Source organism: Alteromonas sp. 009811495 (assembly GCF_028865455.1).
GTDB lineage: Bacteria > Pseudomonadota > Gammaproteobacteria > Enterobacterales > Alteromonadaceae > Alteromonas.
Genome location: NZ_CP113972.1, coordinates 3328987 through 3343035 on the forward strand (window position 1 = coordinate 3328987; position 14049 = coordinate 3343035).

General features: G+C 43.4%; 15 protein-coding genes. 11 read left to right on the top strand and 4 right to left on the bottom strand.

Annotation, left to right across the window (positions count from 1 at the left end):
* Positions 1-158: 158 nt before the first annotated feature.
* Both OZ660_RS15115 and OZ660_RS15120 read left to right on the top strand, forming a co-directional pair.
* Positions 159-917: a hypothetical protein gene (locus tag OZ660_RS15115; protein WP_274741474.1), complete on the top strand. Its 759-nt coding sequence runs from the start codon at positions 159-161 to the stop codon at positions 915-917.
* 127 nt (positions 918-1044) lie between these two features.
* A complete protein-coding gene (locus OZ660_RS15120; RefSeq protein WP_274741475.1) occupies positions 1045-1698 on the top strand; it encodes a protein tyrosine phosphatase family protein in 654 nt (217 codons plus the stop codon).
* Between the two features lie 66 nt (positions 1699-1764).
* Here the strand turns inward: OZ660_RS15120 and OZ660_RS15125 are convergent, their stop codons facing one another.
* Positions 1765-3720, bottom strand: a complete 1956-nt coding sequence (locus OZ660_RS15125; protein WP_274741476.1) for a methyl-accepting chemotaxis protein — start codon at positions 3718-3720, stop codon at positions 1765-1767.
* A 300-nt stretch (positions 3721-4020) separates the two neighbouring features.
* On the opposite strand from OZ660_RS15125, the gene OZ660_RS15130 reads away from it, so the two are divergent.
* From OZ660_RS15130 to arsB, 4 genes are read left to right on the top strand one after another with little or no spacing between them, the layout of a single operon-like run.
* Positions 4021-4353: a metalloregulator ArsR/SmtB family transcription factor gene (locus tag OZ660_RS15130; protein WP_274741477.1), complete on the top strand. Its 333-nt coding sequence runs from the start codon at positions 4021-4023 to the stop codon at positions 4351-4353.
* Positions 4354-4382: 29 nt separating this feature from the next.
* The gene (locus OZ660_RS15135; protein ID WP_274741478.1) at positions 4383-4850 is read left to right on the top strand and encodes an arsenate reductase ArsC; all 468 of its coding nucleotides are present in this window, start codon (positions 4383-4385) and stop codon (positions 4848-4850) included.
* Between the two features lie 39 nt (positions 4851-4889).
* Positions 4890-5573 (top strand): arsenical resistance protein ArsH, encoded by a 684-nt coding sequence (gene arsH / locus OZ660_RS15140; protein ID WP_274743466.1) that lies wholly within the window; start codon positions 4890-4892, stop codon positions 5571-5573.
* 11 nt (positions 5574-5584) lie between these two features.
* Positions 5585-6598: an ACR3 family arsenite efflux transporter gene (gene arsB, locus OZ660_RS15145; RefSeq protein WP_274741479.1), complete on the top strand. Its 1014-nt coding sequence runs from the start codon at positions 5585-5587 to the stop codon at positions 6596-6598.
* A 30-nt stretch (positions 6599-6628) separates the two neighbouring features.
* Here arsB and OZ660_RS15150 read toward each other — a convergent pair whose 3' ends face one another.
* A complete protein-coding gene (locus tag OZ660_RS15150; protein WP_159626683.1) occupies positions 6629-7027 on the bottom strand; it encodes a response regulator in 399 nt (132 codons plus the stop codon).
* Between the two features lie 177 nt (positions 7028-7204).
* Here OZ660_RS15150 and aceK point away from each other — a divergent pair, with 177 nt between their 5' ends.
* The 3 genes from aceK to OZ660_RS15165 all read left to right on the top strand — a co-directional run bounded on the left by aceK (position 7205) and on the right by OZ660_RS15165 (position 11149).
* Positions 7205-8938: a bifunctional isocitrate dehydrogenase kinase/phosphatase gene (gene aceK, locus OZ660_RS15155; RefSeq protein ID WP_274741480.1), complete on the top strand. Its 1734-nt coding sequence runs from the start codon at positions 7205-7207 to the stop codon at positions 8936-8938.
* A 133-nt stretch (positions 8939-9071) separates the two neighbouring features.
* Positions 9072-9752 carry a response regulator transcription factor gene (locus tag OZ660_RS15160; RefSeq protein WP_202262304.1) on the top strand — a complete coding sequence of 227 codons (681 nt, stop codon included), beginning with the start codon at positions 9072-9074 and terminating at the stop codon, positions 9750-9752.
* Positions 9749-11149, top strand: coding sequence for a HAMP domain-containing sensor histidine kinase (locus tag OZ660_RS15165; protein ID WP_274741481.1), 1401 nt, complete (start codon positions 9749-9751; stop codon positions 11147-11149). The genes OZ660_RS15160 and OZ660_RS15165 overlap by 4 nt, the downstream gene beginning before the upstream one ends.
* Here OZ660_RS15165 and OZ660_RS15170 read toward each other — a convergent pair.
* Both OZ660_RS15170 and OZ660_RS15175 read right to left on the bottom strand, forming a co-directional pair.
* Positions 11146-11700, bottom strand: a complete 555-nt coding sequence (locus OZ660_RS15170) for a DUF3833 domain-containing protein (protein WP_274741483.1) — start codon at positions 11698-11700, stop codon at positions 11146-11148. The genes OZ660_RS15165 and OZ660_RS15170 overlap by 4 nt on opposite strands.
* Positions 11701-12303 (bottom strand): chalcone isomerase family protein, encoded by a 603-nt coding sequence (locus OZ660_RS15175; RefSeq protein WP_274741484.1) that lies wholly within the window; start codon positions 12301-12303, stop codon positions 11701-11703.
* A 90-nt stretch (positions 12304-12393) separates the two neighbouring features.
* On the opposite strand from OZ660_RS15175, the gene OZ660_RS15180 reads away from it, so the two are divergent.
* Both OZ660_RS15180 and OZ660_RS15185 read left to right on the top strand, forming a co-directional pair.
* Positions 12394-13281 carry a 1-aminocyclopropane-1-carboxylate deaminase/D-cysteine desulfhydrase gene (locus OZ660_RS15180; RefSeq protein WP_274741485.1) on the top strand — a complete coding sequence of 296 codons (888 nt, stop codon included), beginning with the start codon at positions 12394-12396 and terminating at the stop codon, positions 13279-13281.
* Positions 13282-13516: 235 nt separating this feature from the next.
* Positions 13517-13927, top strand: coding sequence for a hypothetical protein (locus OZ660_RS15185; RefSeq protein ID WP_274741486.1), 411 nt, complete (start codon positions 13517-13519; stop codon positions 13925-13927).
* Positions 13928-14049 lie beyond the last annotated feature (122 nt).

Sequence of the window (14049 nt, forward strand, 5' to 3'; positions counted from 1 at the left end):
TACCGCTACTTCGAGGTAATTGCGCACATTGTTGCAGAAATAGCATTTAAACACATAGGCCAAAAGTCACTTTTTATCTAATGACTTTTGGCACTTACTTGAAAACAGCAAATTAAACACACTGTGTCACATCAATTTTGGTTATTGGAGCCACCATTATGCAAACCATACACAGTACACTGGTTTACTTTCACATTTTTTCAGGTGCACTTTCACTGTTTTTGTTTTGGATCCCCTGCTTGACGCGTAAAGGAGGTCCACAACATCGAAAATTTGGGCACTACTACGTGCAAGCCATGCTGTTTACTTCAATCAGTGGAGTAGTGAGTTCTACTATTGTTTTGCTCATGCCATTGGCCATCTACCCTTCAATGCCTGCGCACTTTGAATCAGTGGCCTATTTTGTCGCCTACCTAAAAGGGCAGTATATTTTCCTGCTGATGTTGAGTTTGCTGGTTTGGAACAATGTTCGTCATGCCCAGCGAGTGCTTGAGGTAAAAAGCAATATTGCTGAAATGCGAACGCCAGCGTACTTGTGGCTACCCATTCTTCTATTTGCAGTAGCCTCTATCGCGCTTTATCAAGGCATTAAATACAACATTACCCTTAGCTGCATTTTTGCGCCTATAGCGTTACTCAATGCCATTGGCATTGTTCGCTATACACTACAAAAAGAAGTGCCTGCAGGTAAATGGGTAGTTGAACATATTGGACACATTATTGGTTCAGGTATTGGTGCTTATACCGCCTTCTTTGCCTTTGGCGGCAGAACCTTGTTTGAAGGGATTCCGAGTTTGCAAATAGCAAGTTGGGTGCTGCCAAGTCTTATAGGTGTACCATTTTCGCTTTGGCTAAGCTGTAAGTACAAGCCTCGCCAACGCACATTAAAAAAACGCATAGTGAACGACGGCGTATAAATTGACGGCACTGATGTGAACTGCAAACCACTCGTGAAAAGCGTACGTAATTTTCGTCAACCTGTGGCGAAATAACAAAAAGTAACGCTATACTGGTGCAAAGCAGTTCACCTGAAGGCCATATACAATGAAATTAAAAAAGAATAAAAGCGTGTCTGCACTGCCTGCGTTTGCCATTACTCTTTGCTTTGCAAGTGCACTATTTCACTGTCACGCTTCTGCGCTAGCGTTAAGCCATTCACATAATCACGATCACGCTCAAACTACGGAAAATGAAGACGCACAAAGTCTTGGCTCACTCACTAACCTTCAGCACAATAATAGCTTCATGCTCTCGTCAGGGCTACCTTCCAAAACCCACTTAGCGTTGCTTAAACAAGAAGGCGTCAGCCACGTCATCGACCTTATTCCGGGAGACAGAGCTGATGAGATTCACTATACCACCTCATTAGATCTTGATTATTTTAATGTGCCTGTAGACTGGGAAGCGCCAAGCGTAGCTAACTTTTTAAATTACGCTGCTTATATGGACCGAGTAAAAAAATCTGATGGCAAAGTGCTCACGCATTGTAAGCTCAATTGGCGGGGAGCGTCTTTTACTTACCTTTATCGTGTTGCCGTGTTAGGCGAAAATGAAGCGCAAGCCAAAGCTGACCTGATGAAAGTGTGGCACCCAAATCCGACGTGGCACGCATTTATGTCAGATGTGGTAAATTACTACAATAGCGTAAACAACACACGCGTTGCGATGTCATTTGACCCAGCCCCAATCGAAGGCTGACCTGACCTAAAAACGATGGTGCCCTCGGTAGTACAAGGGGCACCATATCGAAGCATCTTCAGTGTCCTACACTTTAAATTGTCCGACCAACTCATTAAGGCTTTTTGAAAGAGACAATAAGTTGTCAGCATTACTCGATAGCCCTTTTGATGCATGACTGACATCGGTGGTTGAGCTTTGCATACCTGATATTGTTCGGCTAATTTCTTCTGATACCTGATATTGCTCTTCAGCAGCACTGGCAATCTGTGTGATTTGATCCATTATTTGCTGCACTAACCGACCTATTTGCTCGAACGTAGCCCGAGCCTGGCTGGATTGGTCAGTCGCTTGTTCCGACTGTTCTAAACCAGTAGCCATTTTCCCTGACACAAACTGTGTTCTCTCAATGAGCTTAGTTAACATGCCATCAATTTCTTCGGTAGCACCATAAGACCGTTGAGCTAATGAGCGCACTTCATCAGCGACCACGGCAAACCCACGCCCCTGTTCACCCGCTCGGGCTGATTCTATCGCCGCGTTTAGCGCTAACAAGTTAGTTTGTTCAGCGATACTTCTAATCACATTTAGAATTTGATTAATGTTATCGCTTTCACTGGCGAGCTCTTTGGTCGCTTCAGAGGAGTCCTGTGTCAGCGTTTTCAAGATTTCGACTTGGGCAACTGTCTCGCGAATTATAGATAAACCACTATGGCTCGCTTTATCTGTTTGCTCTGTAGCTTCTTGCGTAGAAATACAGCTTTGTGCCACTTCTTGTGCCGCAGCGGCCATCTCATTGGAGGCTGTGGCGGCTTGTTCTATTGAGCGCTCTTGCTTATCACTAGCCTGCTGTAGTGACGATGCCATCGTCGTGAAATTGTTAGACGCTGAGTACAAATGTTCAGACTGTTGCTTTATTTCGGTTATCAAATCGCGAATAGAATCTAAGAATGCATTAAAGTAATTTGCAAGGTCACTAATTTCATCTTTACCACGTACTTCCAGGCGTTGCGTCAGATCACCTCTCCCCTCAGATATCGCACGCAAGCTTCGGCTTATACGGTGAATTGGCGCAACGATGCGATTAGCCATTACCACACCTAGAACACTACAAATAATGATCATAACCACCAGCACCGCCATCATCGTGGAAACAATACTCCATGCGGGCGCTTCAATATCTGCGCTTTCAATAACGCCCACAAACTGCCAGTTCAACGCCGGTGAGCGGTAGGTAGTAACGGTAAGATCACCATCTTCGCCATCTACCGTAAAATGGCTGTCTCGTTCAGTCATTAGTGCTTTGTAAAGTGGGCTGCCGCCAAGCTCTTTGATATTTTTGAAGTTGTTCGCTTTGTTACGCGGGTCTGCGAGCACTACGCCATTTTGGTCGACAAGTATGACATAGCCAGTTTCTCCTAATTTAACGCCATTGACGAGCTTCGTTAGCGTATCTAGGGTGACATCAATAGATTGAACCCCTATGATGTTACCGCTTGTTCCTTTTATTGTAGTGGCAATGGAAATCATTGGCCCACCCGAAATCCCCTGATATGGCGATGTTATTACCGCTTCCCCTGGGGCTGCTTTTGCTTGTTGATACCACGGCCTTTTACGCGGGTCATAGTTTTCCATCGTTTCAGGCGGGTATTGAATAAACCCGCCGGTCTCAGTTCCCATGTAGACATTAAGTAAGTTAGGATGCTTGTCTCTAAATTGACCGTGAAATTTAAAAATACTGCTCTCAATTACACCGTTTTGCAGGGGCGTCATATCAGCTCGTCTACCAATGTAGTTGGTAATAGAAGTCTCTGCCGCAGCAAGTAATCGCTCATCGCTGGCCATATAACGCACATGCTCTTTCATTCCCTCAAAGAACAGCTCAAAAGCATTGTCTATCTGATGAATTTCTTGCGTAGCACTATTGATAAAATAGTCACGCGACTGGGTAAATGTTTGCACCGTTGTTGTAATAACCAATGCGATAATGGGTACGGTAACGGCAACCAGAAAAGCGGTGATGAGTTTGCTGCGAATATTCATAGACACGTCACTTCTTGTTATTTTTTTAAATGAGGTTAATGACCAGTATTAACGATTTTTACGGTATCAGCAATGCCAGAACATGTTGAGTATTGCGGTACATTATTACGGCAATGGATCAACACATTACGGCAATGGATCAACACGCTCGAGGTTCCGACACGTTGCTACGTCATAAAAAGCGCTTGAGGCGTTGTGGCCATGAGCATTTGAACATATATGAAAATGCAGATATGATTTGACATATATGAAATTTCACATATGATATAACATATACGAAAATTCACATGTGAGAAATTTATGTCGAATTGTACCTTGTCTCCGCTGTCTTTTTTCAAGTGTTTGTCAGAAGAGACCCGACTAAAAACACTGCTTATGCTGAGTCAAAAAGAAGAACTTTGCGTTTGCGACTTTACCGATGCGCTGAACATTAGCCAACCCAAAATATCTCGTCATCTTGCAGACTTAAGAAAGTGTGAACTCGTGCAAGATACACGTAGAGGTAAATGGGTTTACTACCGACTTCACCCCAAACTCCCCGCTTGGGCACGCGAGATTATTGAACAAACCGCTACGCACAACCTTAGTTATATTGAAGAAGCTATTAACAACCTGTGTTGTGACAACTGCTAAGCACTTAACTTACTAATTTGAGAGAAAATATGAAGATCTTATATGTTTGTACTCACAACCGTTGTAGAAGCATCTTATGTGAAGCTATCACTAATGCAGCCCCAAGTGCACTTGAAGCGCGTAGTGCGGGCAGTCAACCTGTGGGAGAGGTTCATCCGCTTTCATTAAAATACTTGGCTGAACGCGGCTATCGAACAGATGGTCTGAAAAGTCAGTCATGGGATGAGTTTGAGGATTATGCACCGGATCTTGTTGTTACTGTGTGCGATTCTGCAGCAGGTGAGTCTTGCCCTGTTTATTTTGGAAAGTCATTAAAAGTGCATTGGGGATTAGAAGACCCGTCAAAACTGGAAGGAAGCGAAGAAGACAAAGCTGCAGCATTTCATCAAACGATGAACATCATTGAACAACGCGTAAAAAGCTTAACCGAATTAGCAGAGCAGTCACTGTCTACCGATGCACTAAAAGAAGCACTAACTACCTTAGGAGCACAATAAATGGCAACAGATACCACTGCGCCGTCAGCCAATTTATCGATGGAGGAAATGCGCACACCACAAATGAGTGATTTCGCGAGCACTTTTTCTCAGCATAAACCTCGTATTCTCTTGTTGTATGGTTCGCTTAGGGAGCGCTCCTACAGTCGCCTTGTTGTTGAAGAGTCGGTGCGTTTACTAACGTATTTTGGTGCAGAAGCTAAGGCTTTTGATCCCAAGGGATTACCTCAGCCTGACACCGAGGACGAAAATCATCCCAAGGTAAAAGAGCTCCGTGAGTTAATGATGTGGTCTGAAGGACAAATATGGTGTTCCCCAGAGCGTCACGGCAGCATCACAGGCATAATGAAAAGTATGATTGACTGGGTTCCACTTAGCATAGGCGGTATCCGTCCCACTCAAGGAAAAACACTTGCCCTTATGCAAGTTTGCGGCGGCTCTCAGTCATTTAACGCCGTAAATCAAATGCGCATATTGGGAAGATGGATGCGGATGCTCACCATTCCCAACCAATCATCAGTAGCCAAAGCATTTTTGGAATTTGAAGAAGATGGTCGCATGAAACCCTCTCCCTATTACAACCGCATTGTTGATGTTGTTGAAGAGCTGGTTAAATTTACGCTACTTACTCGCGACAACAAAACCTTTCTTGTTGATCGCTATTCAGAGCGTGTTGAAAGCGCAGAAGAAGTGAGCAAGCGCGTCAATCAAAAGTCAATTTAACGGAGTTGCACATGGGTTTCTTTGAACGCTATTTATCAGTGTGGGTCGGTCTATGTATTATAGCGGGCGTTGCTTTGGGCTATGCCTTTCCCACTCTTTTCGAATATGTTGCAGCGCTTGAGTACGCTCACGTTAATTTGGTTGTAGCGGTACTTATTTGGCTAATGATTTATCCCATGATGGTCCAAATTGATTTTGGATCGCTAAAAGATGTAGGTAAAAAGCCCAAAGGGCTTATTCTTACTTTGGTAGTAAATTGGCTGATTAAACCGTTTACTATGGCATTACTTGGCTGGCTTTTCTTTAAAGGGCTGTTTGCCGATTGGGTTGACCCTCAAACAGCAACAGAGTACATAGCCGGCATGATTTTGTTGGGCGTCGCCCCATGCACTGCAATGGTGTTTGTATGGAGCCACCTTACGAAAGGCGATGCCAATTACACGTTAGTGCAGGTGTCAATCAATGACCTAATTATGGTTGTTGCTTTTGCCCCTATTACTGCACTGCTGCTTGGTGTTACCGATATCACTGTTCCGTGGGACACACTGCTACTGTCGGTTGTTCTGTATGTCGTTTTACCGTTACTCGCTGGGTTTATAACACGCAAGCAAATTGAGAAAAAAGGGCCACAAGCGGTAACAAAATTGGTAGAAAGATTTAAACCTTTTTCGGTATGCGGGTTGCTACTCACTATCGTGATTCTGTTTGGTTTACAAGCGAATACCATATTGGCTCAACCTCAGGATATCGTGCTAATCGCAATACCGCTTTTAATACAAACATACGGTATTTTTGCGATTGCCTACTTTGCAGCAAAGCGAATGAAGTTACCACATAATGTTGCTGCACCTGCTTGTATGATAGGAACATCGAACTTTTTCGAATTAGCTGTTGCCGTTGCGATTTCACTATTTGGTCTTAATAGTGGCGCTGCACTTGCAACAGTAGTGGGAGTATTAGTAGAGGTACCAGTGATGCTATCGCTGGTTTGGTTTGCCAATAAAACAAGACATTGGTTTAACTAGAGCGTGAAGACCTTTGGCGGGGTAAACCTTTTACACCGCCATCGCACTTTTTTGTGTTTCCGGTAGTAGAAAACCAAAACGTTGTAGGAGCGATTTCAACAGTGTGGTTTTTATCGGCTTTTCAATAAAGCCGAGTGCACCTAACGCCATTACTTTGTCTTGCATCATAGGTTGAATATCACCCGAGACAACAATGACAAAGGTTTCCAACTGTCGACGTTTGATTTCGCGCAACACATCTATGCCACCTAAAACAGGCATAGTAAGATCGAGTAAAACTAAATCGATGGTATGATGTGCCAATACTTCTAAGGCGTCCATTCCATTCGACACTTCATAGATTGTTTCAGCGAAACCTTCTGGCAGATTTCTTCTTGCCATCTTACGCGCAAGCGCTGAATCATCACAAATAAGAATATTAAAACCCATCTGAAAAACTTTAGTTCTGTTCACTAATCAAACTTCAGAATACATTAATCAAAAGTTTAGTAAAACAAAAAATAAAGGCCTTTTTTAACGACTTATTGGCGATCTGCTTCAAACTTCTCTCACTTTGCAGACTTTTTATGGTAAATCTATCGCCATAGAAAGAGAGGAACTGACCCTATGGATACTGCGTCTACTCACATAGAAAAGCCATTAGTGAAAAAAGTGGCTTACTTAATACTGGCACATTTCGACAAAAGCTATCGGTGGTTTACGCGCATTACCCGTGGTGCGCAAGAACGCTTTGAAAACGGAAACTGGCGAGAAACGCAGGCCGCGTCTAAAGAGCGCATTACTATATACGAACAAAGCCTTTCCGATGCGGTTGCCGAAATTTATCAGTTAACAGAAGTACATCAAAAAGATGACATTTTTTGGCAAGAGTTAAAGAAAGTGTTTGCGACACAGTTAGAAGGGCACCCACAATTTGAATTAGCGGAAACCTTTTATAATTCTGTGATTGGACGCTTTTTCAAGCATAGAAAGATAGACAACGACATGATGTTTGTTTTGCCAAGTCGATGTTTTTTACCGGGGCAAGATAGGCACAAAGTGATCAACAGTTTCGATACTACGACGACTGTTCGCGAAATGTATGAGTCTATCTTCAAAATATACCGCTACAACATTCCTTTTGAAAATTACGAACGCGACCTTCAAAGCTTAGAAAAAGCCTTGCGTGCACGACTAAATAAAGAACAACTTGCCAGCGTTCAGGCAGTTGAAATACTAAAACCAACCTTCTTCAGAGGAAAAGCAGCCTATCTGATTGGTCGTATTTGTATGCCCGATGAAACCCTGCCTTTTGTTATTGCCATGCGCCGATACAACGAGCCACACATGTTCGTTGATGCGTTATTAACAGACCGAAAAGATTTAAGTGTTATATTTGGTTTTGCTCGTAGCTATTTTATGGCTGATACCCAAAACCCCGCAGAAGTTGCCGCGTTCCTACAAGAGCTATTGCCGAACAAGAAGCATTTTGAGCTTTACATGGCCTTGGGCCATTACAAGCATGGAAAAACCGTTTTTTATCGCAACTTCTTGCAACATATGGATAGTTCAGATGACAAGTTCGAGGCGGCCCCGGGTATTCGCGGATTAGTAATGATGGTTTTCCATCTGCCTTCTTATGGGGTGGTGTTTAAAATTATTAAGGATGAATTTGCTGAGAGTAAAAAGATTACACGAGAGCACGTTAAAGAATGCTACAAGCTGGTAAAAATGTCTGACCGTGTTGGCCGCATGGCCGATACTCACGAATACGTAAATTTTAGGTTCCCGCTTGAGAGAATTGAGCCTGAACTTATCAAAGAGTTACAGGAAACTTGTGCATCAAGCCTCGAGTTTACTGAAAGTGAACTTATTATTAAGCATTTATACATCGAGCGGAAAATGACACCGCTTAATTTGTATCTTCAGCAAGAAACCGACGAAGACAAAATAACTAGTGCGCTTGACGAGTTAGGCCTATGCATCAAGCAGATTGCCATGGCAAATATATTCCCTGGCGACATGTTGCATAAGAACTTCGGCATTACTCGCCACGGACGCGTCATTTTTTACGACTATGACGAAATTTGTTTGATGAATGAACGTAATTTCAGAGCGTTACCAAAGTCTGACGACCCTTACGCTATTGACACACTATCGGTTGCACCTAATGATGTATTTCCAGAACAATTCGAGCATTTCATTGTTGGTAAGCGAAAATTTAAAGATATTCTAAAATCGTTACATGGCGATCTAATGACGCCAGAGTACTGGCACGAAGTACAAGAAAAGTGTGAGCGAGGAGACGTTCAACACTTTACTCCATACAACGCGGAAATGCGTTTTGAACGCGGCGAATAACGGGATGTGAAAAGTGATCGCATTTTGCCTTTTTTAACGTAGAAGCTACTGAATAGGGTACCGCCGTGTATCGTCATACGACTTCTCTTAGGTGAAGTCATGTTGCGTTTAATTAATTAAAAGAAGCGTAAAAATGAGAGTCCTACTGGTAGAAGATGATCCAAAAGTTGCCTCACACATCTCAAGTGGCCTATCTGGCGAGGGGCATGAGTGTATAACTGTGGCAGACGGTGCTGCTGGCTTAAGCGAGGCGGTTTCAAATGAGCTGGACGCCGTTATTCTTGACGTAATGCTTCCCGAATTAGATGGTTTTACCGTGCTTGAAAAGTTAAGGGAACTTGGGAATACAACACCAGTGCTATTGCTTAGCGCGAAAAGCCAAGTAGAAGATAAGGTAAAAGGCCTTCGCACCGGAGCCAACGACTACCTTACCAAGCCCTTTGCATTTGAAGAATTGTTAGCGCGTGTTGAAGGGCTAGCAGGCCGGAACCGCGAGAGCGACGATAAAACCCAAATTAAAGTGGGTGATCTCACACTCGATCTGGTTAATCGTAAAGTACTACGGGGTGAAACTGAAATTGACTTGCAGTCAAAAGAGTTTCAGTTACTTGAATGCTTGTTGCGTCACAAGGGTAAAGTGGTCACGCGTAGTATGCTACTTGAGCAAGTATGGAACTATCACTTCGACCCTCAAACTAATGTAATTGACGTGCATATAAGCCGATTACGCCAAAAAGTTGATAAGGCATTTAATGTTCCACTTATCGAAACAGTACGAGGCACAGGGTATCGTATAGCGGATAACCTTGCATGATAGCGATTCGCGACTTTACGCGAAGCTCTAGTTTTCGTGTAGGCGCGCTGCTTACTACACTGGCAAGTATTGCCATTGTTCTTATTATTTATTTCTGGCGTTTGACCAGCAGCGATGTTTTTATTACAGAGTCTAATGCTGCGATAAACGCCAAGGCCGACGCGATAACAACGCTTTATAAAAAGCTGGGTATTGATGCCGTAATCGAGGTAGTAAACAGTGGCAGCTTTACCGTTTCTTCGCCCTATCAGTCCGGTTTATCACAATACGAAGCTGCTCGCACATTTCTTGTTATCAGTCGAAATGGTCAAGTGGTCGCCGGTAACCTAACAAGCATTCCCGTTATTACTACAAGACACCTTTTTGATAACTACAACACGGCTGAATTGATTGTTACCTACAAGGGTGAGCAAGAGCCCAAAACGCTTCATCAGGCATTGTTAAAACAAGTTGAACTTGGCGATTATGTATTGCACGTGGGGCGCGGTATCGATGACCTTTATAGCGCCCAATGGTTTGGCAAAACCTTTAGTTGGATTATTGTTATTCTCTTGTGCTTGTTGAGCGTTTTAAGCTTCGCCATTGCCGTTTACGTCGTCAATCGAATAAATCGCATGTCACAAACCGCTGACAAGATAATTAAGACAGGGAGCCTTGAAGAGCGGCTTGAAATTGATAGCAGCTGGGATGACTTAAGCAGTCTTTCTTTTGTTTTTAACCAAATGTTAGACACCATCGAAAACTCAGTGAATAACATCAAATCGGTGACTGACAGTATTGCACATGACTTACGCACCCCTCTTGCCCGACTGCGCAACACTCTTGAAAAGATAGAGGACGATAACCTTCGCGAAGAAACGACACAAGAGGCAGACAATCTGCTAAACATGTTTAACAGTTTATTGCGAATTAGCGGTCTAGAAACAACCAGTAAAAAAGAGGGATTTTGCCCTACTGGGCTTCGCGACATTATCGACGATGTTGTCGACCTTTATCACCCGCTAGCGGAAGAACGAGAAATAAGTCTGCATTCATCGCTACAGCCTGTGTTGATGAATGCAGATCCAAACTTGATGTTTCAGGCTGTCGCTAATGTACTTGATAACGCCATTAAATATTCACCTAGCGGGGGACGTGTTGAGGTGTCGTTGAGCGACACTAACGGGCGCATTGTGTTGTCAGTCAATGACTGCGGCATAGGTGTAAAAGAACAAGAAATAGAAAGCTTGGAGCGCCGCTTTTATCGTGCGGAATCGAGTCGAACCAGCAAAGGTAACGGACTCGGTTTGTCACTGGTTTCCGCTATTGTGAAACTACACGACGGTAAACTTTGGTTTGTCCACGACCCGCTAATGCAAGGCCGCGGACTAGGCGTGGTATTTAGCTTCAAGCATTAAGGCTGTTTTTGCATAAAAATAGTGACTTCAGCCATGACGATACCAAACTTACGAATGTATGAACGATTCATCATTGTGCTGTCGTCGAATGCCCAAAACCAGTCATCAAAGGTAACCGAATACGTAGTGTCGTCTACAGGTAAATCCATTTCGTAATGGAAATTAAATGCATTGCCAAACGCCGTTCCTTTAGCTGGTCCCTCAATATCGCTTGCGCGCCCAATATAACTGTTGTCTGCTTGCTTCACTATGGTCCAAGTTCGCGATGTGGGGCCTTCTCCAACACCATAAGTAAACGTCTCATCGAGGGTTAATGTGTCACCGTCAATGCGACCATTAATATCAACAATGAAACGCTGTACCACTTCACCAGAGCGATTTTGTACAATACCCCATGCCTTAACATCACCGTCGAAAAATTGTTCTATATCAAACACTGGGCTCACGGCTTTGTAGTCGTTCCCATCTACTGAGACAGAACAACCTGTTAACGCCCCCAAAAACAATCCCGCACCAAGTGCACTCACTGCAATTTTTTTGAAAAGTTTCATTTAGCTTTCCCCTAACAGCGCTTTTCTAAATTTGGGTTCTGATGTGCTTTCACCTAACCAAATATTAAAAAACCGGGTGGTAAAATCTGCATCTTCGACGCTGTCTACTTTTTCCCCATTAAAATAAAAGACGCTAGTCCCATTTTTCGTTGCCACTCCCGTTAATACATCGCCGTCGCTGACATCAGGAAATATGGATTCCATTTTACTTAGCCATGCTTTAACTTGTTCTTGTGAAAGTGAGCTTTGCTTTTTCATCTCATCAATAGACCGTTGTGCTATTTTTTTGCCTTCAAGATCTCGCTGATACTTTAGCCGAAGGGCAAAGGCATCTTCAGTGTTATAGCGTCCGTTTGGTGCGTACAAAGAGGCTAAATACACATCCCAAAAGTAGTAAGTGAACATATCCTCTCCCACAAGCGCAGCATTGGGGACATTATCTTGAATTTCTTCAGGTAGGGTATCTTGTGCCATTGATTTGTCTGTCACTGCCATGCAACTCAAAACACCCATAACAGCAAGCACACGAAGTAATGTGCTATTGATGTTTAAGCCAGCTTTTGAGTTTAATTGATAAGGTAAAAGCGCGCCGATGTACCGCATAGGAAACCTTTAGTAGTTCGATTTTGTTTACATCACATAATGGTTATACTTCGGTGCACTCGACTTTGATCAAACTACGGTTTTGGACTATTGAATAAGCTTTCTGAACTTGAAGCGAGCCTTGCGCTCCCCTCCTCGTTAATGCCGTTTTCACCTTCTTGGACAGGGGCGAACGAAGTGACGATATGGGTAAAGCGAGATGACATGATTCACCCAATTATGTCAGGAAATAAATGGCGCAAATTGGCCTATACCCTTAAAAGCACAAAACCGAACGCTATGGTGAGCTTTGGCGGTGGATTCTCCAACCACTTACATGCCTTAGGCTATGCGAGCTACCAGCTTGGTATACCGCTAACCGCAATCGTCCGAGGTAATTACAGCGCATCGCCCTCCCCTATGATTAATGATTTGATGAATTGGAATGTTGATATTGAGTATGTCGACCGTATTACCTATCAAAAACGTAATGACCCTGACTACATATCGCAATTACAACAGAGGTATAACAATGCCTTGATTATTCCAGAGGGTGGAAGCCAGCAGTCGGCACTACATGGTATTGGTGAGATGGTTGATGAAATAGCCATACCTTTTGACGTAATAATGGCCCCCGTTGCCAGCGGCGCCACCTTAGCCGGCATCATAAACAAACTATCGAATACCCAACAGGCGTTAGGCATTGGTGTACTAAAGGGTGATAATTATTTGGAGTCATTGGTATCTCAATTTATCAGCGATAAATGTTCAGCTTGGTCGATAGATCATCGTTTTCATTTGGGCGGGTATGCCAAAGTTCCCAGCGAATTGCGTATTTTCTGCGATGAGTTCAATACCACTATGCCCTTCACTATAGAGCCTGTTTACTCAGGAAAGTTGTTTTGGGCTTTGAAACAACTGCTGAAAGAGGGCTACTTCCCAAAGGGGTCCAACATAATTGTGCTGCACACTGGTGGTTTGCAAGGCGCAAGATCGTAGGTTAAGCCACTATCTCAATGCTAAATCACTGAGCTTTTTTTTTAAATTTTTATGCGCTATCTCAATTAATCGGGCATTTAACTGTCGTGAACGCAATTAATAAACTACTGTGAGTAGAACGGGCTGGCCTTTTTGTAAATGAACAAAAAGCGTACCGTAAAGATCAATCTGCGCTGTATTCGCGTAACAAAATCATAAATGTTGTACAGCAAGGCTAACTTACAGGAATGACATTATGATCGACCGACCAGTTACATTGCCCAAACCCATAAGCGAATTAGTTGCTAGAGCGCTAGCGTTATGTGAACACATGTTACCCGTGTGTGATGTTTTCTATCCCTTCGCAGCAATTTACGACAATGGCCGAATAGGCTGTGTGTTCAGTGATGAATCCAACACAAGAAAGCGCGAGTCACAGTTAATTGAACAATTGCAGTGGCGGATCATTGATGCCACTACTGATAGTAACAGCTACAGCGTGCTAGTGTATGCCGCAACGGTTAACACCCAAGATAGCAAAACCCTTGATGCCATTGCGGTGGCTACGGCCACGCCAAATCAAGAAGAGCGATTGTTGCTGTACCCTTACTATAAGGTTGATGGTAAGGTGGTTATTTCACCTCCTATTGATGCTGTCACCAGATAGTAGGGTGAAGGAGTAACCTTTTGTCGCTTGTAACGATTAAAATTTTTTGTACTCTCGCGTGCTGACTTTGCTTGCCAAATTAGATTGGTCTGCTAGCATTCAGCCCAAATTTCATTAGCAAA

Coding starts and splice junctions, on each gene's coding strand:
- OZ660_RS15130 (WP_274741477.1), top strand. CDS start 4,021: ATGTCGAATTGTACCTTGTCTCCGCTGTCTTTTTTCAAGTGTTTGTCA.
- aceK (WP_274741480.1), top strand. CDS start 7,205: ATGGATACTGCGTCTACTCACATAGAAAAGCCATTAGTGAAAAAAGTG.
- arsB (WP_274741479.1), top strand. CDS start 5,585: ATGGGTTTCTTTGAACGCTATTTATCAGTGTGGGTCGGTCTATGTATT.
- OZ660_RS15170 (WP_274741483.1), bottom strand. CDS start 11,700: ATGAAACTTTTCAAAAAAATTGCAGTGAGTGCACTTGGTGCGGGATTG.
- OZ660_RS15150 (WP_159626683.1), bottom strand. CDS start 7,027: ATGGGTTTTAATATTCTTATTTGTGATGATTCAGCGCTTGCGCGTAAG.
- OZ660_RS15115 (WP_274741474.1), top strand. CDS start 159: ATGCAAACCATACACAGTACACTGGTTTACTTTCACATTTTTTCAGGT.
- OZ660_RS15185 (WP_274741486.1), top strand. CDS start 13,517: ATGATCGACCGACCAGTTACATTGCCCAAACCCATAAGCGAATTAGTT.
- OZ660_RS15165 (WP_274741481.1), top strand. CDS start 9,749: ATGATAGCGATTCGCGACTTTACGCGAAGCTCTAGTTTTCGTGTAGGC.
- arsH (WP_274743466.1), top strand. CDS start 4,890: ATGGAGGAAATGCGCACACCACAAATGAGTGATTTCGCGAGCACTTTT.
- OZ660_RS15160 (WP_202262304.1), top strand. CDS start 9,072: ATGAGAGTCCTACTGGTAGAAGATGATCCAAAAGTTGCCTCACACATC.
- OZ660_RS15120 (WP_274741475.1), top strand. CDS start 1,045: ATGAAATTAAAAAAGAATAAAAGCGTGTCTGCACTGCCTGCGTTTGCC.
- OZ660_RS15175 (WP_274741484.1), bottom strand. CDS start 12,303: ATGCGGTACATCGGCGCGCTTTTACCTTATCAATTAAACTCAAAAGCT.
- OZ660_RS15125 (WP_274741476.1), bottom strand. CDS start 3,720: ATGAATATTCGCAGCAAACTCATCACCGCTTTTCTGGTTGCCGTTACC.
- OZ660_RS15135 (WP_274741478.1), top strand. CDS start 4,383: ATGAAGATCTTATATGTTTGTACTCACAACCGTTGTAGAAGCATCTTA.